The sequence below is a fragment of the Mycoplasma sp. 1573 genome (assembly GCF_053851775.1).
Genome location: NZ_JBSQBG010000001.1, coordinates 31,337 through 57,883, shown reverse-complemented (window position 1 = coordinate 57,883; position 26,547 = coordinate 31,337). Strand labels below are relative to the sequence as shown.

23 protein-coding genes and 2 tRNA genes are annotated in these 26,547 nt (G+C 31.6%); 10 read left to right on the top strand and 15 right to left on the bottom strand.

Annotated elements, in window-relative coordinates; all coding sequences use genetic code 4:
* Positions 1-35: 35 nt before the first annotated feature.
* The 3 genes from secA to def all read right to left on the bottom strand — a co-directional run bounded on the left by secA (position 36) and on the right by def (position 4,386).
* Positions 36-2,672 carry a preprotein translocase subunit SecA gene (gene secA / locus ACWXVT_RS00265; RefSeq protein WP_455967614.1) on the bottom strand — a complete coding sequence of 879 codons (2,637 nt, stop codon included), beginning with the start codon at positions 2,670-2,672 and terminating at the stop codon, positions 36-38.
* A 90-nt stretch (positions 2,673-2,762) separates the two neighbouring features.
* Entirely contained in the window at positions 2,763-3,833 is a 1,071-nt protein-coding gene (locus tag ACWXVT_RS00260; RefSeq protein WP_455967613.1) for a hypothetical protein, read from the bottom strand.
* Between the two features lies 1 nt (position 3,834).
* Positions 3,835-4,386 carry a peptide deformylase gene (gene def / locus ACWXVT_RS00255; RefSeq protein ID WP_438341558.1) on the bottom strand — a complete coding sequence of 184 codons (552 nt, stop codon included), beginning with the start codon at positions 4,384-4,386 and terminating at the stop codon, positions 3,835-3,837.
* Between the two features lie 98 nt (positions 4,387-4,484).
* Here def and rsmD point away from each other — a divergent pair, with 98 nt between their 5' ends.
* The 10 genes from rsmD to tuf all read left to right on the top strand — a co-directional run bounded on the left by rsmD (position 4,485) and on the right by tuf (position 12,176).
* A complete protein-coding gene (rsmD, locus tag ACWXVT_RS00250) occupies positions 4,485-5,021 on the top strand; it encodes a 16S rRNA (guanine(966)-N(2))-methyltransferase RsmD (protein WP_455967612.1) in 537 nt (178 codons plus the stop codon).
* Positions 5,022-5,064: 43 nt separating this feature from the next.
* Entirely contained in the window at positions 5,065-5,658 is a 594-nt protein-coding gene (gmk, locus tag ACWXVT_RS00245; RefSeq protein ID WP_438341560.1) for a guanylate kinase, read from the top strand.
* Between the two features lie 3 nt (positions 5,659-5,661).
* Entirely contained in the window at positions 5,662-6,411 is a 750-nt protein-coding gene (locus tag ACWXVT_RS00240) for a PP2C family protein-serine/threonine phosphatase (protein ID WP_455967611.1), read from the top strand.
* Positions 6,411-7,394 (top strand): protein kinase domain-containing protein, encoded by a 984-nt coding sequence (locus ACWXVT_RS00235; protein WP_438341562.1) that lies wholly within the window; start codon positions 6,411-6,413, stop codon positions 7,392-7,394. The genes ACWXVT_RS00240 and ACWXVT_RS00235 overlap by 1 nt, the downstream gene beginning before the upstream one ends.
* Positions 7,395-7,397: 3 nt before the next feature.
* Entirely contained in the window at positions 7,398-8,246 is an 849-nt protein-coding gene (rsgA, locus tag ACWXVT_RS00230) for a ribosome small subunit-dependent GTPase A (RefSeq protein WP_438341563.1), read from the top strand.
* Positions 8,239-8,898 carry a ribulose-phosphate 3-epimerase gene (locus ACWXVT_RS00225; protein ID WP_455967610.1) on the top strand — a complete coding sequence of 220 codons (660 nt, stop codon included), beginning with the start codon at positions 8,239-8,241 and terminating at the stop codon, positions 8,896-8,898. Before rsgA ends, ACWXVT_RS00225 begins: the two co-directional genes overlap by 8 nt.
* A gap of 2 nt (positions 8,899-8,900) precedes the next feature.
* A complete protein-coding gene (gene tsaE / locus ACWXVT_RS00220; protein ID WP_438341565.1) occupies positions 8,901-9,287 on the top strand; it encodes a tRNA (adenosine(37)-N6)-threonylcarbamoyltransferase complex ATPase subunit type 1 TsaE in 387 nt (128 codons plus the stop codon).
* Entirely contained in the window at positions 9,287-9,826 is a 540-nt protein-coding gene (locus tag ACWXVT_RS00215; protein WP_438341566.1) for a hypothetical protein, read from the top strand. Before tsaE ends, ACWXVT_RS00215 begins: the two co-directional genes overlap by 1 nt.
* A complete protein-coding gene (gene tsaD / locus ACWXVT_RS00210; RefSeq protein WP_438341567.1) occupies positions 9,826-10,779 on the top strand; it encodes a tRNA (adenosine(37)-N6)-threonylcarbamoyltransferase complex transferase subunit TsaD in 954 nt (317 codons plus the stop codon). The genes ACWXVT_RS00215 and tsaD overlap by 1 nt, the downstream gene beginning before the upstream one ends.
* 209 nt (positions 10,780-10,988) lie before the next feature.
* A complete protein-coding gene (gene tuf / locus ACWXVT_RS00205; protein ID WP_438341568.1) occupies positions 10,989-12,176 on the top strand; it encodes an elongation factor Tu in 1,188 nt (395 codons plus the stop codon).
* A gap of 85 nt (positions 12,177-12,261) precedes the next feature.
* On the opposite strand, the gene ACWXVT_RS00200 is transcribed toward tuf, so the two are convergent.
* The 12 genes from ACWXVT_RS00200 to ACWXVT_RS00145 form a co-directional block, all read right to left on the bottom strand.
* Positions 12,262-12,594: a hypothetical protein gene (locus ACWXVT_RS00200; RefSeq protein ID WP_438341569.1), complete on the bottom strand. Its 333-nt coding sequence runs from the start codon at positions 12,592-12,594 to the stop codon at positions 12,262-12,264.
* Positions 12,594-13,403: a hypothetical protein gene (locus ACWXVT_RS00195; protein ID WP_438341570.1), complete on the bottom strand. Its 810-nt coding sequence runs from the start codon at positions 13,401-13,403 to the stop codon at positions 12,594-12,596. Before ACWXVT_RS00195 ends, ACWXVT_RS00200 begins: the two co-directional genes overlap by 1 nt.
* Before the next feature lie 63 nt (positions 13,404-13,466).
* Entirely contained in the window at positions 13,467-14,912 is a 1,446-nt protein-coding gene (locus tag ACWXVT_RS00190) for a phosphotransferase (protein WP_455967609.1), read from the bottom strand.
* Positions 14,890-15,648: a phosphotransferase gene (locus ACWXVT_RS00185; protein ID WP_455967608.1), complete on the bottom strand. Its 759-nt coding sequence runs from the start codon at positions 15,646-15,648 to the stop codon at positions 14,890-14,892. Before ACWXVT_RS00185 ends, ACWXVT_RS00190 begins: the two co-directional genes overlap by 23 nt.
* Positions 15,649-15,651: 3 nt before the next feature.
* Positions 15,652-17,595, bottom strand: coding sequence for a DNA topoisomerase (ATP-hydrolyzing) subunit B (gyrB, locus tag ACWXVT_RS00180; protein WP_455967607.1), 1,944 nt, complete (start codon positions 17,593-17,595; stop codon positions 15,652-15,654).
* A 116-nt stretch (positions 17,596-17,711) separates the two neighbouring features.
* Positions 17,712-18,359: a LemA family protein gene (locus ACWXVT_RS00175; protein WP_455967606.1), complete on the bottom strand. Its 648-nt coding sequence runs from the start codon at positions 18,357-18,359 to the stop codon at positions 17,712-17,714.
* Positions 18,360-18,402: 43 nt separating this feature from the next.
* Complete coding sequence (locus ACWXVT_RS00170; protein ID WP_455967605.1) at positions 18,403-20,271, bottom strand: hypothetical protein; 1,869 nt, start codon at positions 20,269-20,271, stop codon at positions 18,403-18,405.
* Positions 20,272-20,274: 3 nt separating this feature from the next.
* Positions 20,275-21,564: a hypothetical protein gene (locus tag ACWXVT_RS00165; protein ID WP_438341577.1), complete on the bottom strand. Its 1,290-nt coding sequence runs from the start codon at positions 21,562-21,564 to the stop codon at positions 20,275-20,277.
* Positions 21,554-23,203, bottom strand: a complete 1,650-nt coding sequence (locus tag ACWXVT_RS00160; protein WP_438341578.1) for a ribonuclease J — start codon at positions 23,201-23,203, stop codon at positions 21,554-21,556. Before ACWXVT_RS00160 ends, ACWXVT_RS00165 begins: the two co-directional genes overlap by 11 nt.
* A 115-nt stretch (positions 23,204-23,318) precedes the next feature.
* Positions 23,319-25,598 carry a P68 family surface lipoprotein gene (locus tag ACWXVT_RS00155; RefSeq protein WP_455967604.1) on the bottom strand — a complete coding sequence of 760 codons (2,280 nt, stop codon included), beginning with the start codon at positions 25,596-25,598 and terminating at the stop codon, positions 23,319-23,321.
* Positions 25,599-25,681: 83 nt separating this feature from the next.
* A tRNA-Arg gene (locus ACWXVT_RS00150) sits at positions 25,682-25,758 on the bottom strand.
* A 4-nt stretch (positions 25,759-25,762) separates the two neighbouring features.
* Positions 25,763-25,837 (bottom strand) — tRNA-Cys (locus ACWXVT_RS00145).
* Between the last annotated feature and the right edge of the window lie 710 nt (positions 25,838-26,547).

Genomic DNA, 26,547 nt, shown 5'->3' with positions numbered 1-26,547 from the left:
GCCCTTTTCGAGCTCTATTTTTTTTGTAACTTTTATTATTTTTTAGTGTATTTGATACCAAGTTGATTTTCTAGTAAACCGCGCATCGCTTCGACTTGCTCTTCAATTTCTTGTTCGCTCATTCCTTCTTTAATTAGTGAGTCTTTATGATAGTCAAGAATTTGTTCTATGATTCCAATTTTGTTTGCAATGTCTTTAGCATTGGCATCCATATTTTCATGGACTGCGTTTGGTTTGCTTGCTTCAGGATTATTCATTAAATTTACAACACTTTCTAAGGCAATACGCTCAGTTAATTCTTCGAAACGTTTTGATCCTTCTTGTGTATAAACTTGATATGGGTTTTTTTGTGAGTATTGAACTAAGTTGGATGCTTGACGTAATTTATCCATTGTATTTATATGATCTTGTCAAGCTGCATCAAAAACTTTAAGAATAGTTGTTCTTTCAGTTGAAACAAGGGCAAACACTCCATATTTTTCAATCACATTTTCACGCATCATTGCATACTCTTGAATTAAACGATCGCTAATGAATTCAACAAGTTCTGGTTTTTCAAATTTTGATAATTCTTCTTTTGAAAAACGATAGTCGCTGTTATTTTCTAATCAATTTTTGTTTAAATATTCAGTAAATTTTTCAAAATCAATAGCATTGTTTTTTAAAGCAAAAAAACGGTTATTTACTGCTTGTTTAACAGTCGAAATAATCATTTTGTTAATAATGATACTTAAATCGTCCCGTTCTAAAATTCAGTCCCTTTGTTGATAAATAAGATCTCTTTGTTGACGAATAACATCATCATAGTTTAGGACGCTTTTACGATTGTCGTAATTGAAACCTTCGATTTTCTTTTGTGCTCTTAAAAAGGCAATCTGAATAGCTTTACCATCAATTGGTCTATCTTTATAACTTGCAAACATTTCTTTTCATTTATCTTGTAAACTAAAACGTAAAATTAATTGATCGTCTAAGCTTAAAAAGAATTTTGAGTATCCGACATCTCCTTGACGTCCAGAACGTCCTTTAAGTTGGTTATCGATCCGACGAGATTCAGCCTTATCAGTACCTAAAACATATAATCCTCCAACAGCTTTTGCTTCGTCAGAAGGTTTGATGTCAGTTCCCCGACCGGCCATATTAGTAGCAATTGTTACTGCACCTAGCTGTCCTGCTTTAGCAATAATATCTGCTTCTTCAGCATTTTGTTTTGCGTTTAAGACAGTGTGAGGAATGTTTGCTTTAACCAAGTACTCATGTAATCTTTCCGAGTCTTCTACTTGTGCTGTTCCGATTAATATCGGTTGTTTACGAGCATACACTTTTTTAACTTCTTCAACAATAGCCATATATTTTGAGTGCATATCAACAAATATTAAGTCTTGATCATCATATCTTTGCAACGGTTTGTTAGTTGGAATAACGTTTACACGCATGTTGTAAATGTCAATAAATTCTTTTTCTTCGGTCTTGGCAGTACCAGTCATACCACTCAATTTTTTGAATAAACGGAAAAAGTTTTGGTAGGTAATTGTAGCAAGTGTTTTGTTTTCTGGTTCAATCTCTAGTTGTTCTTTTGCCTGTAATGCTTGTTGCAATCCTTCTGAGTAAGCACGCCCTTCCATAATACGTCCTGTAAATGAGTCAACCAACTCAATTTTGTTGTCGCGAACAATGTACTCAACATCATTTTTCATTATTTTGTGTGCTCTCAAGGCATTTTGAATTCTATGAACTAGTTCAGAATTTTCAATGTCATAAAGGTTAGCTAGACCGAAATATAAGTTAGCTTTATCAATACCTTGCTCAGTTAAATAAACAGATTTTGTTTCTTCATCAATGTAATAATCTTCTTCATCTAAATTACGAACAAACAAGTCGGCTGTGTTGTATAAGTAACTTTCACCTGTATCTCCACCAGAAATGATTAACGGCGTCTTAGCTTCATCGATCAAAATTGAGTCAACTTCGTCTAGAAGGATGTAGTTAAGTCCTCTTTGAACTTTTTCTTCTTTACGCATTACCATGTTGTCTCTTAGGTAGTCAAATCCCAGCTCTGAGTGAATTGAGTATGTAATGTCACAGTTGTAAGCTTCACGTTTTAGTTCCGGAGACATTTGTGCCTTGTTAATTCCAACACTCAAACCAAGTCAATTGAATACTTCACCCATTTCAGTAGCATCACGTTCTGCAAGATACTCGTTAACAGTTGAAACGATAACATTTTCTCCACTGAGTGCATTTAAATAAACAGGAGCAATCGAAGTAATGGTTTTACCTTCTCCTGTTTTCATTTCAGCTACTGAACCTAAGTCTAAAATAACTCCACCCAACATTTGTACGTCGAATGGTCGTTTTCCTAAAACCCTTTTTGTTGCTTCCCTACTTACTGCAAACGCTTCTGCTCTAATATCTTCTAATGTTTCACCTTTTGATAAACGATTTTTGAATTCAGCTGTTTTGTTCTTTAATTCATCATCACTTAACTTTTGAATTTCATTTTCTCAATTATTAATTTGATTTAGAGTGAGGTAAGCAATTCGCATTTCAGCAGTTCTAAATTTAGGTTTGTATCATTTACTTTTTTCTTCAGGTCTGCGAGGAATAACATATTCAGTAGAATCGACTTGTTGGTCTTTTGTTTTAGTAATTTTGTTCAAAATTTTACTCATAATTACAATTTTACCCTTTTAATGACTATTTTTTACTTAAAGTAAAAAACCCTTTACGTAAAGAAAAATTCGCCAATGGCGAATTTGTAATTATTGTTGTTTAGTTTTGTTTGTAAAAATATTGGCAAAATTATTTAAAACATCTTCAAATCTCTGTTTTTCAAGTGGTGAAGATTCCAATACCTTTTGGTAGTCTGTATTAACAAAAGATGTACGTACTATTTCTTTTAGATTGCTTACTTCTTTGTCTGTTAAATTTAAATCCAATGACATGTTTTCAAATTCTTTTTTCGCTTTTTCAATGTTTTCTTGATTTGATAAGTAGTCTACTGCTTCTTTATCGAATTTTACTTTTTCAAGTTTTTCACCCAAATCACTTTCAGGATTATTGACAATGGTTTTGATTACTGGTAAAGCTAAATCTGAATTTAAAATCGTTCTAACAGTATTGATTGTTTCTGGAGTAATAGGAACTGTTTGTTTCGTTTCGTTTCCAGATTCATTTGATGAATTTGCATCGGATTTAATGTCCTCTAAAGCATTAGCAATTTGTTCCAAATCTTTAGTTAATTCTTCTCTTTTTTCAGTATTTGTTGAATATTCAATAGCTTTTGTTATGACTGGTATTTCTGATGAAATTGACTCACCTTTTCCAAGTGTAATAGCTTTAATTGCTGGTTTTATAACAAGTCTATCTCATCAAGTTTCTTCGTAGTTTTTATTGGCTAAAGCAACCACTGAACCACCCAATATTCCAATAGGAGCAGTAATTGCCATTGTTAATAATCCACCCACAATTTTTGAAGCAATGTGTTTCTTTTCGCAACCTTTGCTGTAACATCTTAAAATTCTTTTGCGTCTTACAAAATAGAACGCAATTGCAAAAACAATCAAAGAAAATAGTCAAATTACCAATAAAATTGCAAGTGCAACAATGGTAATGATGTAAGGTTTTGCAACTTCTGCGTAATCTTTGTATTTTTTAAATGCCTCGATTGTTGTAACAAGGTTAAATATTGGATCACTTGCTAAAATAATTGAAAAAACAATAACAGCACTAATAACAAAAGTAATTAAAGATCACAATCAACGCTTGAAAAATCCAATTAAAAATCCGATAATGGCCAGTACAACAACAAGTCCAATTGATGCTCAAATCATATTATCCTAACAGCTCCATATTTTTGTCTTCTTTTCAAGGGTTATTTTTGTCAATGCGATCTAAGAATAATTTACCTTGCAAGTGATCTAATTCATGTTGCATAACAATTGCTTCATAACCAGAAACATCGTATGTTTTTTCTTTTTTTTCAAAATATGAGTATGCTTTTACTTTTATGCGACGGTATCTTGGAACATATCCTTCTTGATGTGGTCATGTTTCAGAAACACTTAGACACCCTTCTCCTTCAGCAAGCGATTGTTTTAATTCTGAGTGGGCAATCACGCGTGGATTAACTAGTGCATCACGAAAAATCATATTACCTTCTTCATCCTGAATCATAATGTAAAAAATATTTTTCAAAATTCCATATTGAACAGCGGCCACTCCAACACCTGCTCTAAATTTTGATCCTTCTTTTTGACTATCATCAATGTGATAAATCATTTTTTGAATCAATAGATCATCTTCTTGAGTCAGGGGAATTGGAACGTCTTTCGACTTTTCTCTTAGTACCTTATTAGGTAACTTTACTAACTTTACTTCAAACATATTTGAAATTATAACAAAAAAGGCCTTATCAAACTCTTTAACTATGTTAAAAAATACTCAAAATGACTGAAAAATGCAAGTGTATTATAATTATTTGTATGTTAAGAATAGTAGCTGGAAAATATCGAAATACACGTTTAGAACAACCAGATAAAAAAATCACTCGAGCAAGTAGTGAAAAACTTCGTGAAGCATTGTTTTCATCTTTAAGTTTTGAGCTTGAAGATAAAATCTTTTTGGATTTGTTTGCAGGCAGTGGCGCTTTTGGTTTTGAAGCAATCAGTCGAGGAGTCAAAAAAAGCATTTTGATTGAGAAAAATCGCGAAGCATATAAGGTTATTGCAAAAAACGCCGAAAAATTCAAAAAGATTGAATTTGAGTTAAAAAACACTGATGCTTTAATCTTTTTGCAAAAAACGGAACAAAAATTCGACTTTATTTTTATCGACCCGCCATATGCAAATCAAACTCTTTATACTGAATCTTTAAGATTGATAAGCGAAAGAGATTTATTGACTGAAAATGGAAAAATTATTCTTGAAACAGCTCGAGAAGACTTTTCAACACCCCTTTTCGAAACTACAAAAGTCAAGAAATATTCAATCAGCTGAGTTTATTTTTTAGAAAAGCGTTAGTTTTACTGCTTTTTAGAATATAATTCTAAAATTAAGGAGTTTTATGTCAAAAGAATTTAATAAAAAAATCATTATTTTTACAGGGCCTTCTGGAGTTGGAAAAGGAACAATAGAAAAGCAACTTTTCAGGGATGTAGCATTAAAATTAAAGCTTTCAGTTTCAGCAACAACTCGTAAACCACGTGTTGGCGAAGAAGAAGGGGTACACTACTATTTTGAAACCAAAGAAGAATTTGAACAACACATAAAAAATGGTGATCTATTGGAGTACTCACAACACTTCGATAATTACTATGGAACTTTATACAGTGATCTAGAAAGAATTTCTTCTTCAGGATATATCCCATTTTTAGAAATTGAAACTAATGGCGCATTACAAATAATTAACAAATATGCTAAGAAAAATAATCTTGACAAGATTGTTTCTATTTTCGTTATGCCACCTTCATTTCAAGAATTAAAAAGAAGAATTGAAGAACGTGGTTCAGAAACTCCTGAAACTCTTAAAAAACGGATGGAAAAAGCATACGACGAAGTTCGTTACATAAGTCAATTTAATTATGTTGTTACAAATGATACTGTTGATGGAACCTACCAAGAAGTCAAAAGAATTATTGAAAAGGAATTCAATCTTTAGTCTATGTTCGACTGATGTTTTAAGTCAGACATAGGTGTTCGCAGTAATAATGAAGACAACGGTTGTTTTTTACAAAACGACATTGTTGCAATGGGTGTAGTTTGTGATGGACTAGGTGGCCATGAAAATGGTGAAGTTGCTTCACAAGTTGCAGTGGATGAATTTAGCAAGTATTTTAATGAAACGGATTTTAATTTTCTTGATGAAAATAATCATGAGGAAGTTCGCACATGATTGAATAAAGGGATTTTAAAAGCTGAAGCAAAAATGAAAGAGCTTGTTAAATTGAAAAAAGCAAGCAGTGATATGGGGACCACTATCACTATGTTTTTGTGTTTTAAAAAGACCAAAACAGTTTACATATTAAACATTGGTGACTCACGCACATACTTATATAATGGATTTTTACATCAAGTAACCAAAGATCACAATGTTTTAAACACTATGATTGATGAGCAGAAAATACTTCCTGAGATTGCAATGCAAGATAGAAATTATGCAAAACTAGTTTCTGCTTTAGGACCAAACAAACCTTCTAAAAGTGAAGTGTTTTTACTTAAAAAAGAAAACCATCCTAAACTTTTACTTTTAACTACTGATGGAATTCATGATTTTGCAAGTAAACCTGCAATAGAGCAAATCTTGCAAAGTTCTAATTCTACTCTTTCGCAAAAATGCCAGCAATTAATCAATACGGCAATGAAAAATAAATCAAATGACAATATGACCTGTTTACTAGTGGAGATTAAATAATGAACGTAAATACTCAAAAAATGGAAGAAAAATACGAAATTGTTTCCGAGATCGGGACAGGGGGAATGGGTAGCGTTTTCCTGTGTCGCAGTAGAGAAACCTTAAAACAAGTAGCAGTCAAAGTCATAAAATCAGACCATTCGACGATCGAAAAACAACGTTTCATTTCGGAAATTGAAACAATGAAACAAATTAAATCAAATTATGTTGTTCGTTATTATGATGCAGAAATCGATGACAATGTTTCTTGAATAGTTATGGAATATGTTGAAGGAACAGTTTTAAAAGACTTAATTAAAAAAACTGGTGGTCTCGAAACAGGTCTAGCAATCACACTAGCAAAATACATTGCTTTGGGTTTAGCTGATATTCACAGCGCAGGTATAATTCATCGTGATCTTAAATCAAGTAATATTATTCAAACAAAAACAGGAAGCGCGAAAATTATTGACTTCGGTATTGCCTTAAATGAAGCGAGTCCAAGATTAACTCAAGTCAACAAAGTGGTTGGTACTCCAGAGTATATAGCACCAGAACTGATTGAAAAAACACAAGGTCCTTCAGTACAAAGCGATATTTACTCATTTGGAATTTTGTTGTATGAAATGTTAGAAGGGCACAACCCATATAGCAATGTTGAAGGAATGAAAAATCAATTGCTAAGTCATGTAAATCAAGAAATTCCCAAACTTACAAACTTAAATCGTACAATACCAATGCCAGTGCAAAACATTATCAACAAGTGTTGTGCTAAAAAACCTGAAGATCGCTACGAAAGTTGTTTCGAGTTATACAATGATCTTAACACCTGTTTAGATCCATATCGTGCTTTTGAAAGCGAAATCTCATTTTCTAAAAACAAGAAAAAGACTAGTTTTGAGTGATTCCACAATAAAAAGTTCACTGTCTCTTTAATTGTTGTAACAGCAGTTCTATTTGCTATTTTTGTGGCTATTTTGATTTATCTAGCAGTTAAAGGTTAAGAAATGGAATACGGAAAAATAATAAAATCAGTTGCTGGATTTTACGATGTGAAAACTAAAAGCGGTCAAATTTTTAGAACTAGAGGAAGTGGTAAACTACGTCTTCTAGATATTAAACCCACTGTTGGAGATTGAGTGGATTTCATTCCCGATGGTTTGATTCATAAAATCTATGAACGTAAAAACATTTTTATTCGTCCCAAGATTGCTAATGTTGATCAAGCGATTGTAGTCATGTCGCTAGTCGAACCTGAATACTCATCGCTCCTAATTGATAAATTTTTGATTATTATTGAAAACAAAAATGTTGAACCAGTTATAGTTCTGACAAAAAAAGATTTAACAAGCGACTCAAAAATTTCATACTACAAAAAACAAGGTTACAAAGTTTTTGAAATTGATTACACACAACCGCAAACATTAGAAGGTCTGAGTGCTGTTTTTAAAAATAAAACTAGTTTCTTTGTAGGGCAGACTGGAGTAGGCAAAACTACTTTGATTAATTATTTAGCAAAAACGAATTTTGAGACTCAAGCAATTTCTAAAGCTTTGAACAGAGGAAAACATACAACTCGGGAAGTTAGTTTGATTGAATTCAATGGCGGAGAAATCATTGACACTCCTGGTTTTAGTTCGATTGATTTTGATTTGACAATTGATGAACTTCCAACTGCCTTTAAAGTTTTTCGCGAAAATGCAGTCAAATGCAAATTTAGTTCTTGTAGACATGATCAAGAAACTCTTGATGACTGTGAAATTAAAAAAATGGTTCAAAGTGGTGAAATTAAGCATGAAAGATATCAGAACTATTTGACTTTTTTAAGAAAAATGAAAGAGGACAACTATGCATAAGCACACAATATCACCTTCGATTTTAGATGTACCTAAAGATAAGCAAGTTGAGTATGTAAAGCAGTTAATTGACTGAGGAATTGAGTATGTTCACTATGACGTTATGGATAATAAATTTGTACCAAACATTGCTTTAAGTACTGAAATAATCAAAGAAATTTCACAAAAATGTCCTAAACACATTATGGATATTCACTTGATGGTTGAAGATGTTGAGTCATATATTGAACAATTTAATTCTTTTGCCGATGTTATAACATTCCATGTTGAAGCGGTCGATACTCAGCGCTTAAGAAAAATTTATCAAAAATATTTTGCTGACAAAAAAGTTGGTTTAGGACTGGCAGTTAAACCTAAAACTGACATATTTTCAATCGATCCTGAAATCCTAAAAAATGTAAAAAGAATTTTAATTATGAGTGTTGAACCTGGTTTTGGTGGGCAAAAATTAATGCCTGAAACTCTTGCTAAAGCTAAAGAATTTAGTAAGTACATCAAAGAAAACAACCTTGATATAGAAATTCAAATGGATGGTGGTATCAATGGTTCTACTATTGAAAATGTTTTTAGTTCAGGAGTTAAATTAGCAGTAGTCGGTTCATACTTAGTTAAAAACTTTTCAAAAGAAACAATTGATAAACTGATTGGATAAAAATGCAAAAAAAGGTTTTCATCTTTGAACATAATCAATCACTAGAGCCACTGGCTTCTTATTTACTGTCTTTAAATGTTGAAGCGATTTTGATGAATGGTGAGTTAGGTGCAGGGAAGACCACTCTAACCAAATGTATTGCAAAAATGCTGAATATTGAAAAAGAAATTGTGTCACCAACATTCAATACTATCCTTGTTTATGAAGGATTAGTACACATCGATGCTTATAAACTAACAGGTTCATTGTCTGGGTTTGAAGATTATTTTGAGGATAACTTGGTGGTTGTTGAGTGGTCTGATAATATTAGTCACAATTTTAGTCACTACGCAAAAGTCAATGCTTATCTTAAGGATAGTCAACACATTTTTGAAGTAGAGGAAGTGTAATGAATTTATTTTTAGATGGTTGTTTAGAAGATTTGGCAATTGGTTTATATAACTCGAAATTAAAACTTATAGACAAAATTATCATTGACAAACTTAATAAAAAAGTAGATGTTTTACCACATTTGGTCGAGAAAATTCTTACTCAAAATAGTGCAAAAGTTACTGATTTGAATGCTATTTATATCAATGTAGGACCAGGTTCTTTTACAGGTAGTAGAATCGCCCTTACTTTTGCTAGAACAATTTGCCAAATACACAAAAACACTCAACTATATGTTACTTCGACAATTCAACTACTGAAAAAACAACTGAAAAATGACATTTTATTCATCAAGGCTAATAAATATGCTTCATACAAAATTGACACAAACAATGATGAAAAACACGAGTTAGTGAAAAACATTGTTGTTGATGAAATTGACTACAGTGAATTACTTATAAATTTTAAAGAGTATCAAAAATGTTTCACATTAGTAGAAGACTTAGAAAGCGTTGATGTTAAGTATTTTCATGACCCACAAATTGGAGGACTAGAATAATGCTTGTATTAGGAATCGAAACTAGTCACGATGATACGTCACTAGCAATTGTTAGCAGTCGAAAAGGTGTTTTAAAAATAGTAACAATAAGTCAAATTGAAGTACACAAAAAATATGGCGGAACTGTTCCTGAAATTGCTTCACGTTTGCATGTTAAAAACATTTATCTAGCATTAGAGGAAATTAAAAAAGATTTTGATTTAAATAAAATTGACTTGATTGCATACACAGCAAAACCAGGTTTGATTGGTGCACTTCAAATTGGTTTTTTAGCAGCAAAGGCAATCGCTATGACACTGCAAAAACCTATAGTTCCTATTGATCACATAGAAGGTCACTTTTTTTCAGCTTCAATAGGTCAAAAAATCAAATATCCAGCTTTAGGATTGGTAGTTTCTGGTGGACACACACAAATAATTCTTGTTCAAAATAGTTTTAAAATGAGTGTTATAGGCTCAACAATTGATGATGCAGTTGGAGAATGTTATGACAAGATCGGACGTAAACTAGGTTTAGAACATCCAGGAGGTCCAAAAATTGACAAAATTGCTTCAACTCATAAAAGTAATATTAAGCATCATTTTTCTATCCCACACACTGAAAATGAGTATGATTTTTCACTCAGTGGAATAAAAACTCAATTTATTAACTTCATTAATAATTATCGCAACCGAAATGAGCAAGTTCCAGTCGAGGATATAGCTGCCAAATTTCAAGAAACCATTGTTGAGTATTTAAAAGAAAAAATGACGAAAGCAATTGAAACTTTTCAACCAAAATCAATAGTTTTGTGTGGTGGTGTTAGTGCTAACAATGCGATTAGAAATATGTTCCTAACTATTCATCCAAATGCTTTGGTTCCACTTAAAGAATATGCCACTGATAATGGAGCAATGATTGCAAAAGCAGCAATTGAAATTTACAAAGATAGTTTTAAGAAGGCTAAAAAATAACTCTTAACAAATACTCATTTTGTTTCTCTACAAAGTAGAGAACAAACACCAATAAGAAAAAAAAGAGTTTTTTTTGCTAAAATTTAATAAGTATTTAACGCAATGGACAGGATATAGGTGAAAGACTATACTTAGGTTGGTTTAACGCGTTAAATTAAAATCGAAAAATAGTTTTATAAATTACAAACAAATTTCAGAAAGGAAATACAATGGCAAAATTAGATTTTGACCGTTCAAAAGCTCACGTTAACATTGGAACAATCGGACACGTTGACCACGGTAAAACAACATTAACAGCTGCTATTGCTACTGTTTTATCTAAAAAAGGTCTATCAGAAGCTCGTGATTATGCTTCTATCGATAATGCACCAGAAGAAAAAGAACGTGGAATTACAATTAACACAGCTCACATCGAATACAACACAGAAAAACGTCACTATGCACACGTTGACTGTCCAGGGCACGCTGACTATGTTAAAAACATGATTACTGGAGCTGCTCAAATGGATGGAGCTATCCTAGTAGTTGCTGCAACTGATGGAGCAATGCCTCAAACACGTGAACACATCCTACTTTCAAAACAAGTTGGAGTTCCAAAAATGGTTGTTTTCCTAAATAAAGTTGACATGCTAGAAGGTGAAGAAGAAATCATCGACCTAGTTGAAATGGATATTCGTGACCTATTATCATCATACGAATTCGACGGAGACAACACACCAGTTATTCGTGGATCAGCTCTTAAAGCTCTACAAGGAGATCCAAAATATGAAGCTGCTATCATGGAATTAATGGATGCAGTTGACACATGAATCGACGAACCTCCAAGAGAAACTGACAAACCATTCCTAATGGCAGTTGAAGACGTTTTCACAATTACAGGACGTGGAACTGTTGCAACAGGTAGAGTTGAACGTGGAAAACTACAACTAAACGAAGAAGTTGAAATCGTTGGACTAAAAGACACCAAAAAAACAGTTGTTACAGGAATTGAAATGTTCCGTAAAAACCTAAAAGAAGCTATGGCTGGAGACAACGCTGGACTATTACTACGTGGAATTGACCGTGATGATGTTCAACGTGGACAAGTTTTAGCAAAACCTAAAACAATTATCCCTCACACAGAATTCAAAGCTGCTATCTATGCACTTAAAAAAGAAGAAGGGGGACGTCACACACCATTCTTCGCTAACTATAAACCACAATTCTACTTCCGTACAACAGACGTTACAGGTGGAATTAAATTCACAGATGGACGTGAAATGGTTGTTCCAGGAGAAAACGTTGACTTAACAGTTACTCTAATCGCTCCTATCGCCGTTGAAAACGGAACAAAATTCTCAATCCGTGAAGGTGGAAGAACTGTTGGAGCTGGAACAGTTACAGAAGTTCTAAAATAATTATTTTCAAAGAAGCAACTTTCAAGTTGCTTTTTCTTTTTTGCTTTTTGGTGACAAAAACACAAAAAAAGCAGCTTTTAGCTGCCTATTTTTCATCGTTGTACATTTCAAATAATTCATAACCGTCAAGAGTTTTTCTTATTTGAAAATGTCTATTATTAGCTTTAAATGTACCGTTTAGTCCTTTTTCTCTTTGTGTTAAACTACTCATAATCATTAAATTATCATTAGTAGGCAGTTCATTTTTTTTGACAGGATACAGAACATCTATTTCTCAAGAAAATTCTGAATCTGTTTTATATTCATCACGAACTATTTTTCTCCCGGCAAAATCTTCTGCTTCTTGTTTGTTTCCATATACAGCATTTCATGCTTGTAAAGCCATCATTTTTTCTTGTTCAAAATCTGCGTTAGTCATTATTCTCCTTTTAAAATCAAAATCGGTTCAAAAAGTAGGTGTTGCATTTGATTGACTTCATCTAATATTATTTTTATTTTGAATGACATTTTTTCTACTTCTAGATCAGCTAGTTGTGGATTTTGGTGTTCATAATTTTTTAAAGCAACAAAAAGAGCTTTGATTGTTATAGCTGATGTTAGTTTAAATTTCGTAGTGCTGTCTTTGATATAACCATATGTAGCAGTAAAATCAAAGTGATCGATGTAGTCTAGCAATGTTTTAAATGTTAGTTTGCTATCCTTTTTCTCTTCATCGTTTGCATATCATTCCTTGAAAATGTTTGACACATTGAACTCCAATTCATCATTGCTTTTTACATTTTCATAGGTGAAACTTTCGTTTGAAAAATGTTTATCGTCTTTATATATTTCTTTTAAGTATTTTTCATAGTTTTCTTTAACTAGAGTACCAATTAATTGTTCGTTAATCTTAAATTTAAAGACGTTATTATTTTTAACTGAAAACTCTCTAATCATAGTTCCAGAAGCAAAAGCATTGACAAAATCATATTTTTGACTCTGAAGTTCTCATTTTTTTGATTCTGAGTTTTGAACTAGCTCTACTTTTGTTTCTTGCTCTTTATTTGCGCCGACATAACCTTCAAGAAGTGGTTTTTGTGTTTCATGTTTTTTAGCTTTGGTAACAATTGGAATAATAGCTATCAAGCCAATAAAACAAAGTGCAAGTCCTGAAAATATTAGTGCAGAACGCAGCTTATGTTTTTTTGCTTTTGGTTTCTGAATAATTTCTTGATTTTGATTTTCCATAATTAAAAATTATACTAAACAAGACACTAAAGCAATGAAAAAGATGGCTATGCCATCTTTTCACTAGTGTTTGTTTCAGTCGTAAATCAGATCTTTAATTCTTTTAATATTAATCCGCGAGTGAAATTCATCATCAAGTTTTACTTTATTTGCTAAATAAGCAAGAAACTGAGCTATGACGCGGTATTTAATGAAATCTTGTGGACATTTACGTCCATAAGTCTTTCAAAAGATTGCTTCCTGGTGTTCATTCAATCCCATGTTTTCAAACAAATTAGCAATATCAACCAATGGATCTCCTTTAGCAGCTTGATCTCACTGAGTAATATAAACACTTTGATTTTTTGAAAAAAAGATATTATCAATTGAAAGTGAATTGTGACAGTTAGCATTAAGGTTTAACTGAGATACTCACTTACGCATATTATGAATAAAGATTGAGTCAAAATCTTCCTTTAATGCTTCGATACCAATTTGGTTTAGAGAATTTTTAATCTTTTTATCTAAAACTGAAGGCGGAAATTCAATTTTCGAAGTATGCAAAATCTTAATAGCACGAGCAATCGAACGAATTTTCCTGTCAGTCAAAAAACCTGTTGTGTTTGCTTCCATTCAACGTCAAATGATAATTTTGTCATCTTGATACACATAGACTGGCACAAAATAAAATTCATTTAGTAAATCAATGTTTAAACGATCTCCAAAGCCATCCTTGACTTTTTGTACTATGAAACGAGACTGGTAGTTATAGAACTTGTTTTGGTAAGGATATAATGCTCTTGCTATTTTTGGCAGCGGTGTTTCAAGGTGTGAATAAAATTGGCTAAAAGTTGCTTTTTCCCTTGTCTTAACTAAATAAATAAAATCTTCCAGTTGAGTTAAGGTAATATCGAATTCATCACATAACAATTGTTTTGAAATACCTAAATTAATATACATCATAGCAGCATCAGCAGCAGGGTAATTGTAAGAACAAGCACCAAAGTCAATCAATTTAATTTTTCCCAGGCTATTAACTATGACATTCGAACGCTTTATGTTGTTATGACACAATACCAAGTCATCATTGGCATATTTTTTTAGAAGCATATCATATTTTGTGTCATCAATTTTACAACTATATCAATTAAAAATTGGAGCCTTGAATTTTGTGTTGTGTAGTTTTTTTACTTCAACAATAAGATTGCGAATAATTGTTCGATTAATCTTGATTTTTGTCAAATCTTGGCCATTATATCATTTCTTGATTAGGTACCCATCTTTGTAAAATAAATAGTCATCAAAATTCTTAGCAATGACTTTTTCAGTCATTTTTGAGTCTTCGTCAAACTTTGGGATTCTGATTTGGACCATTTCACCACGATATTTAGCACGGTAAGTCTTGTTCTTAAAGCCTTCATAGTAAAAGTAAATATCACTTATTTTTTCACTAATAACCGAGCCAAAAACTCCTCTTAACTCTTCGATAACAAGTTTAGACTCAGTTTTATTGAGTTTGTCTTGTAGCATTTTTAATTTCTTCTAGTTGATTCATATATTCATCAACTCTTTTAATGTAAAGACTGTCATCAAAAGGTTTAACAGGATGTTTGTTTATCCATAGCACAACTAAAGCATTAACCAAAATTTTGTGAATGTGAACATAGTAAGGTTCAAAGTCATCGCCATAACCTTCATATAATCACTGAGTTTGTTCTTCGGTAAGATTTTGTGATTCAATAAAGTAAGCAAGGTCAAAGTGAACATCTCCCATTGTGGCGTATTCTCAATCAGTAATGAAGAGATTTTTGTTTTCATCCTCAATAAAATTGAATAGTCACAAGTCATTGTGGCAAGGAGCAGAGTTGTCGATATTTTTCAAGAAGAGATTAATTTTTTTGTAGTGTTTATCTAAAACGTCAATCTTGCGTCCTAGTTCACTAACCTTTTGGCGATATACTTTGAATCTTCTTGCTAAATTGTTAGCAGGAAAACGTAATTTTGAGTTGTGAATTGTAATCAGCATTTGACCGATTTTTATTAAGTTTTCTTTGTTTAATTCTGGTTGTTTACCTTTGATAAATTCTGTTACTAAAGTTTTTTCATCATCATATAAAACTTTAGGGCTGAAATCAAATTTGTTAAGGATTTGATAATCAATTTTGTGATTGAATTCATCATATTGTTTTTCTTTAATGAATGTGTTTTGTTTATCATCAAAATAAGTTTTATTGGTAAAACCTTGATTTTTTAATAGATGTTTCATGAATTAAAAATCGATATTTGAAGCATATTTAGCATTTTCTTGTACGAAATCACGACGTGGTTCAACTTCTTCACCCATTAGAGTGGTAAAGATTGTGTCAGCTGCAGCTACATCTTCGATTTGTACTTGTAACATGCGACGATTTTCAGGATTCATTGTGGTTTCTCACAATTGTTCTGGATCCATTTCTCCCAACCCTTTGTAACGTTGGATGTTAACTTTTGATTTGTCAATAGATGCTAAAATTTCTTCTTTTTGCTTGTCATTGTAAGCATATTGTACATTTTTACCATAACTTATTTTGTATAGTGGTGGCTGCGCCAAGTAAACAAAACCATATTCAATTAAAGGACGCATATAACGATAGAAAAAGGTTAGCAATAAGGTTGTAATGTGAGCTCCATCGACATCGGCGTCAGTCATAATAACGATTTTGTGGTATCTTAGTTTGTTAATATTGAATTCATCACGAATTCCAGTTCCAAGAGCGTGAATTAAAGTTCCAATTTCTTTATTTTCTAACACTGATTGAATATTGTTCTTTTCGGCATTGATAACTTTTCCCCGCAATGGTAGAATTGCTTGAATTGAACGGTCACGACCCATTTTGGCACTACCACCAGCAGAGTTCCCTTCGACAATGTAAAGTTCAGTTAATTCAGCATTTTTAGTTGAACAGTCAGCAAGCTTTCCTGGTAGGTTTCCAAACTCAAGTCCATCTTTTTTACGTGACGCTTCACTTGCTGCTTTAGCAGCTAAACGAGCTTGTTGAGTTTTGATACATTTTTCAACAATCAAACGAGCTATAGCAGGATTTTCTAACATGTAACGTTCTAGCGATTCACTTAAAACTTTGTTAGTTGCACTACGAGCATCTTTATTTTCTAGTTTCCCCTTAGTTTGACCTTCGAAAATAGGATCTGCGTGTTTTACTGAAATAATTGCCACTAATCCTTCACGAATATCATCTCTTGATAAACGGTTTTTTTCATCTTTGATTAGCTTATTTTCTTCACCTCAGTGATTAAAAATTCTTACTAAAGCATCACTAAAACCTTGCTCATGTGTTCCACCTTCATTTGTTGAAATGTTATTGGCATATGAAACAACATTATTTGAAAATCCTTCGTTATATTGCAAAGCAACTTCAACACTAACTTCTTTTGCGTCTTCACCCATTCTTGGATCTTTGAAACTTCCTTCAGCGTATACAATCTCTGGATTGATAACTTTTTTACCTTTCCCTAACTCACGCACGTAGTCAACTATTCCACCTTCGAAACAAAATTGTTTTTCAACACTTTTAATTTTGTCGTTGATATTTAGTTTTAATCCTTTGTTAAGGTATGCTGTTTGTTTTGCGTGGTCTGCAATGATTGAAAAGTCAAAGTCATTTTTTTCCATTATTGTGAAATCAGGTTTGAATTTAACTCTAGTTCCGCTAATTCCTTCAGGAGCTTCAGAAATAACAGCCAACTCATTTACTTTTTGCCCTCCATTAGCAAACTTTTGATAGTAAACTTTTTGATCTCTAGTAACTCATACTTCAAATTCCTGACTTAAGGCATTAACAACACTAGCTCCTACCCCGTGTAATCCCCCACTAACTTTATAGGCATCTGAGTTAAATTTACCACCAGCATGTAAAACCGTGAAAACTGTTTCGACTGTACTTAGTCCTGTTCCTGGGTGTTTGTCAACCGGTATTCCCCGACCATTGTCGATAACCTCAACTACATTATCAGGATATAAGTTAACTGTGATCTCATTACAAAAACCTGCCAAAGCTTCGTCGACTGAGTTATCAAGAATTTCTCAAATCATGTGGTGAAGACCTTTGAAACCGATGCTTCCAATGTACATTCCCGGTCTTTTACGAACTGGGTCTAGACCTTTTAAAACTTCAATGCTGCTTGAATCGTAATTATTATGATTTTTTTGCTCCATTGCTACCTCTTTTTTAATATATAAATATATTAAAATTTTACCTTATTTTAGGCATTTTGAAGCACCATGACTAGCAAAAAGCAAGAAAAAACCGCCCTTAGAGGCGATTTAAATTCTTATAATAAGCTTGAAGTATCTACATCTTTAATTTCTTCTTCAGTTGCTGTGAAGAATGCTAGGTTGTGTAGACCCATTTTTTCAGCTAAAACGATTCAAGGGAAAACATAAATTTCTTGGTTGAAACGTCTTACTCTCATATTGTAAACTCTACGTGCTGCATAGATTTCATCTTCTTGTAAAGCAACTTCAGTATTGAATTGCAAGTATAGACTTTCTGCCTTTAAATTTGGGTATTGCTCGAAAGTTAATGAAAGTCCACGAGTAACATTTTCTAGAATTGCTTGTTTTTCTTGTAAGTTGTTTGTTTTATCAACATCAGCGATCTTTGAACGTAATTCTGTAACTCTTTCTAGTAGTCCTGCTTCGTGATTTCTGTAGCTTTTTACTCCATCCATCATTTTAATCAATGTTGCTCTTCTTTTTGCTTGCGCAGCCTGAATTTGCGAACTAGCTTCTTGTGCTTCTACTTGCATAGTATTGAAAGAATTTTTCTTTTTGTATGCAAAAATCAAGAAGATGAATAAAGATATGATAATGAAAAAGATATACATAGCTTTTTGTGCACTAGTTGCTTTAGCTGGTTGAATGTGGTTGTCAACGTTTAATTTAACTTCCACTTGTTCATTTCTTGAATCAAATAACATTTTTTCTCCTTAGAATTTATGCTCTTTTAAATTATATCTTAATTTAAAGTTTCATTGCTGCAGCCATCTGATCGATAACACTTTTTTCCAATTTGTCTGGCTTGTCAATAAAGACAAATATTCCATGCTCATTGATTTCTAATTTGTATGTATCTTTATATTTATTGAATTGACGATTAAAATTATTGATTCATCTTGTTGTTGTAAATGCTTTTTCTTCATTTTTCACAAAATGATAGTTGAAATACATTCTATTATCATCAATTAGCTGTTGATCTATCTTAGTTGCATTATTTCTTGAAAAAGTTTTTTTAACAAGTCCGGAATTAATCATTTGTCCTTTTTCTAGACGTATTTTTGAGTTAAATAGAACGATTTTAGGCTCTTTAAACATGGTGTAGTCAGTGTAAGGAACTGGAACATTAACAGTACCGCAATCGTGGTCATAAACTCTAACATATTCAACTTTTTCAATTCCGTATCAGCTTGTTGCAATGATGTTAAAAATCGAAGTGTCAGAAGATTTATGTTGAGAATCAATTTCATAAATGATGGGTCTCAATCTTTCTTTACTATACATTTCTAAGTAAGTTTCTTTGTAAATTTTTGATTTAACTATTAAAGTATCATCTAATTTAGTATCTACTGGATTTGACACAATTTGATCATCTTTGTAATCCATTTGATAACGTTGACCTGGTTTAGTGTACTTTTCAGCCGCTAAATATTTATTTTGAAAAACAAAATTTATCGAAGCCAAAAGATTTGACATATTTGTGTAAAAGAATGGTCATAAAGCCTTCTTAACTCTATCAATATCTGATTCTTCAAATCTTATATTTTCAACTGCATTGTAGTTAAGTTCAGAATAAAATTTAGCATCATTTATGTTTCAGTTGTTGATTAAGAAAGCAGTTGGTTTTTTCTCAAAATCAGGAGTGAATAGATTTAATTTTTGACTATATATTTTTCAATCTATGTATCTTTGTTGTATTAACATTTGGAAAAAGTTTACAAATGCAACATCGTTGTTGTATTCAAGATTAAAATGTTGGTAAAAATCACGATTTTCCAGTAAAACTGTGCTCTTTTTCAGTGTTTTTCTTATTTTCCTTTCACTTTCAAGAGGTTGTGAAATGAAACTTAATTCTGGTAAGTAATTACTTGGGTATAAGAATAAAGAACGGCTTTTTAAAAAAGGTGAAGTGTGTTGATAATAGGCCACAATAGTTTTGCTATAAGTTTTGTCGCCATTTCTATAGCTAACAACAATCGAACCTGTATACTCGATTGGTTCATACGTTAAAACACGATAAAAAATGTCGTAAAAATATGTGTTCCGGATGTCATATTTTTGTACTGCGTGAATGAAAACCGGGTTAGTTGTGTCTGCGAAAACCGGTTTTAGATCGCTTCAGTCAGTTACTTCAACTTTATTGATTCCTATTTTACTAAAGGCATATGATCTTAAGTCTTCTGGACTGAAAGTGTTGAAAACTGAACACAAAATTGCTTCTTTTTCAATTCTTAAATTATCAGCTTCTTTGTATGCTTTTTGTTTTTCATTTTCAAACGATTCAATTGCTTCACAATTTTTACGGTATATTCCCATTGCTAGAAATATAAAACCTATCAGAATGAAACAACTCAAAATGATCATGATGTTTCCAAAACGTTTACCACCAATGTTTAGATGTTGATAAAGCTTCTCGATTGAAACTTTTTTGTCTAATATCTCTTTTCTTAGTGATGTAACCTTGTTGGCAGCTTCTGGATCAAATTGTTTTATTCTTTCATTGATAAAATCATCAAAAATGTCGCCCAATTTGCTTTCATTAGTTTCAAAAAAAGTCTTTGTCGGGTTTATGAAAATGTCGTTTATTGCTAAGCTATCATCAATTCTTCTTTCCATAAATTAATCCAATCCTAAATCGTCGTCATCAACCAAACTATATTTTTTAGTAGTTTTCTGGCTTGATGCTTTTTCTTCTTTCTCAAATGGTTGAATATTGTTGTCTTCAAATATATCTTCTAGATTTTTATTTGAAATTGAATCTTCAGAACTAATTTCAGTAATTTCAGATTCACTCAGATCATCTGTTTCTTGACTTGGTTGATAAAAAATGTTATTAAAATCGTTATCTCTTTGTGTATGTGATTCAATGTTTTCGTGTGTATTTTCAGTGAATTGTTGCTCGCTTGGCGAATCAAAATCAATGTTTATTTCTCTTGTATCAAACGGATCAACATCAAAATCAATATTGCTTTGTGTTTGTATACTTTTTTGATGAATTTCATTGTTTTGAATTATCAATTCATCAGTTTGGTGTTCATTGTTAATGTCTGATAGTTCTTCAATATTTTCGTTATAAGAAACGCGTTGATTTTGATTGTAAACAATTTTGTTATTGTCAACTTGAGGCTTGTCTTCTTGTAAATTCAAGAAAGCAAGATTGTCTTCATTTTTATCATCAAATGTTTTGATTTGTGCTTGTGTAGCTTTATTTTGAGTATATTTGGTTGTTGTAGTTTTAAGTGATTCGAGCTTTGCCTTTTCACGTTTTGATTTAGAAAAAGCAAAACGGTTTAAAACGGTAGGTGAAACAATTAATAAAACTAAGCTAGTTAGCAACAAAACGATTGATAAAACGAGTGCCAAGACTGTTGAACCCATGCTTGCAAAAGCTGCATAAAAGAATGTTGGAACAATTCCCATTGTGTACTGATTTGGTAAGGCAGTATTACCATTATAAGCTTTGCTAAATTGTGAAAATCATATATTGAATATTGGTTTGAAAGCGTTTTGTGGTGCATCAATTTTTCCAGAGATTTCGCCCAAGCTTTGTTTCATAGTGTAAAGAGTGGTTGTCAAAAAAACAACACTGATTACCAAGAAAATAGATTTGTTAATTGAAATATGAAAAGCTCTTCATGAAAATTTACTTTCAAATTTAAAAAGTGATTTTAGTGCAAATAAGATAACAAATAAGTAAATGAATGTCGAAAAAGCTCCAAATAATGCCCCCATTGTGTAACTGTGAATTGTGGTTATAACTGGCACAGGCAGGAATGAAAAAACTAAGAAAAAGACACTTAAAACAATTGTTAAAATTAGTCACAATCGTTTTGATCCAAAGTGTTTTTTGGTTTTATTGGTGTTATTTTCTTTTGATAATTTTAAAAAATTAAATTTACTAGATTTCATATAAAGTCACCACCACTAATGGTTCTTTGTAAAGCACTTTAAACATTTTTTTTCTAATTGTACGACGTAATTTTTCTTGAATATCTTTTAAATTAATTTCTTCTGCTTCTTCAAATTCTTTATTAAACATTTTTTCAATCAATTGTGTAACTTCTTCTTTATTTTCTTTGGAAATAATTCCATAACTAGCAATATTTAATTGTCCAATTGGCTGTTTAGTTTTGTAGTCAATTAAGCTTGAAACTGCTATCACACCATCTCTTGCTAGTGTTTCTCTTTCTTTAATAACTTCGTGACTGATATCTCCGATTCCAAAACCATCAATTATTACATCACCATGATGTCTTAAAGTGTGTTTTTGTGAAAATAGTTTACCATCAACAAATTGAGCAACTTTACCATTATTCAAAATAATGCAATTGTTCTGATTCATAAAAGCATGTTTAACTACTTCACTGATTGCTAATGCAAAATAACGATATAGACCTTGAATTGGGATAAAGTATTCTGGACGGAAGAATTTCACAACATCAATAATGTCTTGTTTAGCTGGATTACATGAGTAATATTCGCTTGAGCTTAGTTCAATTAAGTCTGAACATGTACGAGCAATTTCATCCAGTGTAACTGCATAATTAACTTCTAAACCATTAACTGGTGGAGCAATCATAATAACTTTATCATTTCCTCTTAGTGTCAAGTAAACGTCATTTCCTGAAGCAATTCTTAAGAAACGATTGTGTAATCTTTCAATTGCTCCAGTGACTAAAATAACAGCATTGTGAACACTATTGGCATTGCGATAATCAATAACTTCCGGCATTTTCATGTTTGGATGCATTTTTTGCAACAAATCAATCAAAATTGAATAATTTCTACCGTATGTGATGACTGGCCGATTGTATTTGATAGCTAGAAGCAAGATTTCATTAGCGGTAATCATGTCTTCATCGTATAGTCCGACAATGATTCTTTGGTCTTCTTTTGCTTCCATAAATTTGTATTCAATTTGATTAGTTACTCAAAGTTTATTGATAGTATTACCTGGTTGATTTGATTTTCCTGAGTCCATAATTAATATTTTGATCGGATCAGAACCAATTTTTTGCTGAATATCTTGCAATTTAGTTTGCCCATAAGGGCCAAGGTTACCGATAACGAAATTAGTCATAAATAAAATGTTTTGATTATCGGTATTGAAATTTAAACCTAATGTTCCTGGCAATCCCCCTGCTAAAGGTAGTGGAGTTATTTTTATTTTGCCAATGTTAAAAGGTTTGTTAATTGCTATAACTTCGTAGTCATTATGTTCGATACTGTATTTTGAAATTCTGTCTAAAACAACAAACTTATTGAATGTAGATGTATAGATTTTGACGTTTTTGATTTTCATTAACATTCAAGGAATAGCACTAAAGCTTTCGTTGTGAACATCAGTAATGAAAATCCCTTCAATTTTATTGGCATGTTTTTCTAAATAATCAAAATCAGCAATTAAAGTATCAATTCCATTATGTGAATTGATTGGTACTTTAGTTCCGGCATTGATAACAAAAATTTTGGAATCAATTTCTAAAACATAACAATTTTTACCATTTTCGTCTTGTCCTCCAAGAGCAAAAAAGTTAATCTTTGACATATTAATCCTTTCATATTATTGTTTGAAACTTGCAGTAAATTAATATTATTAATTTTATAACACTTTTTATCTTGCCATAACTTAAAAATTACATTTTTAAAAGTAAAAAAGCGAGTTATGCTCGCTCTTCTACCATATCCATTGTTTGTTTTAGCACCTTTACGAAGTCTTGATAACTAAATTGCACTTGATTATCACGTGAAGCATAAGTAGTATTAAACAATCCTTTTAGCGTTCCTCTGAATTTATCACTGTTTTTATCAGCTGGTTCTTCGAAAGGAACTTGACCATCACCTTGCTCGGTTTTTTGCACTTGCTTGATGAAAATATCCAAAAAGGCATTGGTATTTAAATTTGGACTTTGTTCGATGAAATTTTTCGACGGAAACAAGTACCCAGCGCGATAAGCAAAATATTCGACTGGGGTTAATTCAACACCTTCTTTTAAGTCACTTCAGCTTTGTTTAAAATCATCACTATATAGTCAATTGATAAATGCTAAAGTTGAAGCATTATTTTTTTGTCCAGCATCAATTGCAACAATTGAAGGACCCTGTAGAACATATGCCCCATTGTAGTTTGGGTCTTCATCATTGTTTTTTTGTGGTGGTGTAGTGATTAACGTATTCTTTAATGAAAGTTTGTTTCCTTGTGGCTTAAAATCTTTTAACAATCATCAAGAATCTACTTGCTTTGGAAGACTTTTTTCAAGCTCGCTTATTTTTTCAAGTTTGTCCTTGACTGCCAAATTAGAAGCATAAGCAGTATTGATATCATCAATTGTTTTGTATACTGAGTTGTATTGCTCTTCAGTCATTGGGTTTGATGTGTCAAACACATAAAACTTAACAAAATCGCTCAAATTATTAATGATAAATTCCTTGGCTTCTGTTGAGTTATATAACACTTTTGCATTGTTTGCGTTTTCCATAAATTTATTTATAGAAATAAGATTTTCAGTCAAAATTTGTGTCTTTGAAGCAGTAGTAGGTTTGTTGTTTGAGTCAAAGTTCAGTAAACTCACAACTTTTTGTTTTTTGTCAATGTCAGTCGGTAACATATATTTTTTTGAACCAATTGTCATTTTTGTTGTTTCTTGATCTTTGATTAAATCCCCATTAGCTCAGTATGAAATATTTTGATTTTTGTAGAAGAAAGGATCTTGAGCAAAGCGTACATAATTATATGCTAATGTTGAACCAGATCCAAAAAGAACCTTGTGTGCTGTTTGAAGACGTGAAGAGTTAAAATCTCTTGATGAGTCTCTTTGAACATAAAATCTTTTTGTGTTAATTAAGTCAACAATTTGTTTAATTCTTGAGTAAAACTCTTTAGAATTTGTGTCGTTTTGATTATCATTCAAGACTTTTCAATAATCAATTAGATAGTCTTTCTTTATTCCTGGCTGTAAATAATAATTTTTAAAATCACCCTTTGCTACATTGAACATTTGTAAGTACAAGTAATTTACAACCGAGTCAACTCCAAGAACAAAAAACTCATTAGTGTTAGTTTCTAAAGAATTTGCTAAGAAGTTAGCAAAAGAAATTTGATTGTCATATGTGTAAATAATCGAATCATCTAGTGTAAAGTTTTGTACTTTACTGAAATCAAAATTAGCTTTGTCAAGTTTTCAAAGCTCTTGAATTAAATTTCTTTCGTTTTCACTGATAGAATCTGATTTTCAAAGGTTTATCGCTTTTTGTAAGGTTTCTGAATTTGTAGCTGAAATCAAGTTAGTTTTTAAATTGACTTTTTGTTCTTGAGTAAGATTCTTTAAATAAGAGTCATACTTTGTGTTTAGTGTTGTTAATATGTAACCTAATAAAGGTAAGTCAACTGTCATTACTTCACTACTTTTTCCAAAAGGAAGCAGTCCCACTTGAATATTTTTTGGTCCAATTAGGTTACTATTAGCTTTTAAAAATTCATCTTTAATATCTGAAGTGTCAACATTTTTTAAGTCTAAAAGCTTGTTGTAACTAGATAACAGAACAGCAGTTGAAGGATAAGCGAGAACTGCATTTGGGATAGTGTTGACATCTTTGGCATTAAGTTTTAATTTTAAATTCAAGTACAAGTCATTTAGTGACCCAGCAAAATATTGTAATTCCACCGGTTTTAAAAGACTTTGCTTTGGATTGCTTGATTCTTTAATCTCTTTATTGGTTTTTTCCACATATTCGTTATATTTAGTGACTAAATCAACTAGTGCACTATATCTTTTTAAATCACTTTGCGGTGTATAAGTTGTTGCTAAAACTACTCTATTTCTTTCAGGAATTTCAAAATCACTCTTAGTTTTGTTACATGAAGCAGATGTTAAGGCCACGACTGGTGTAGTAACTGCCGCAAGTGCAAATAATATCGTTTTCGTCTTTTTTAATTTAAGCATGTATTTAATTATACTTTGTTTTGAGTGTTAAAAGAGTAACAAAAAAAGAGCACAACGCTCTTTTAAGGGTCAATTTCTTGAAATGGCGCGCCCGGCAGGAGTCGAACCCGCAACCTTTTGGGCCGTAACCAAACACTCTGTCCAATTGAGCTACGGGCGCATTTTGGAGCCACCAACCGGATTCGAACCGGTAATCGAGGTGTTGCAGACCTTTGCCTTGGCCGTTTGGCTATGGTGGCAACACATAGCTTCTAATGCTATTAAGCAAATTAAATTATAATACTTTTTTTATTTTTGTGATAAAAATTAAACTCATATCAAACAATAACCTGTTGTACACAACTTTAAAAATAAGGTTAATTTAAAATTTAGATTTTGCATACTGTCACCTTATTTTGTATATTACTTAATTTTAATCTTTAAAAATTTGAGTTTGAAAGGTTACTAAATAATAAATAGGGTAAAAAAATGAACCTTTTGAAATACAAAATAATATTCTTTCTAAAAACGGCTTTGCACATAAAAAAAGAAAGAGTTGCTAAACCTAGTAAATAAACAGACAAAAGCTAGTAATAATTCTTAAGAACTAAAAAATATTCAAAAACTCTTAGTTAGAATAGTTTTTTGTGTATAACTAAAAATTGCATCATTACTTTAAAAAAACATTTACAAAACAGAATAAATCTTGAAAAATAGACAAATTATATCTGCAAATATGTGCTTTAATCTGCAAAATTAGACAAAAAATAAAATAAAGAGAAATTAAAAACACAAATACTAAATTTTTGGATCTTGTCAAAAGAAATTTTAGAAAAAACAAATTAAATGCTATTTTTGCTAATGTAACTCATCTTCGTCAATAAAAGATGTTGCGCAAAATCAATTTTCTTGTTAATAGTATTACATCACAAAAATAAAAAAAGTACTTAATTTGAACTTAAGCGTTTAA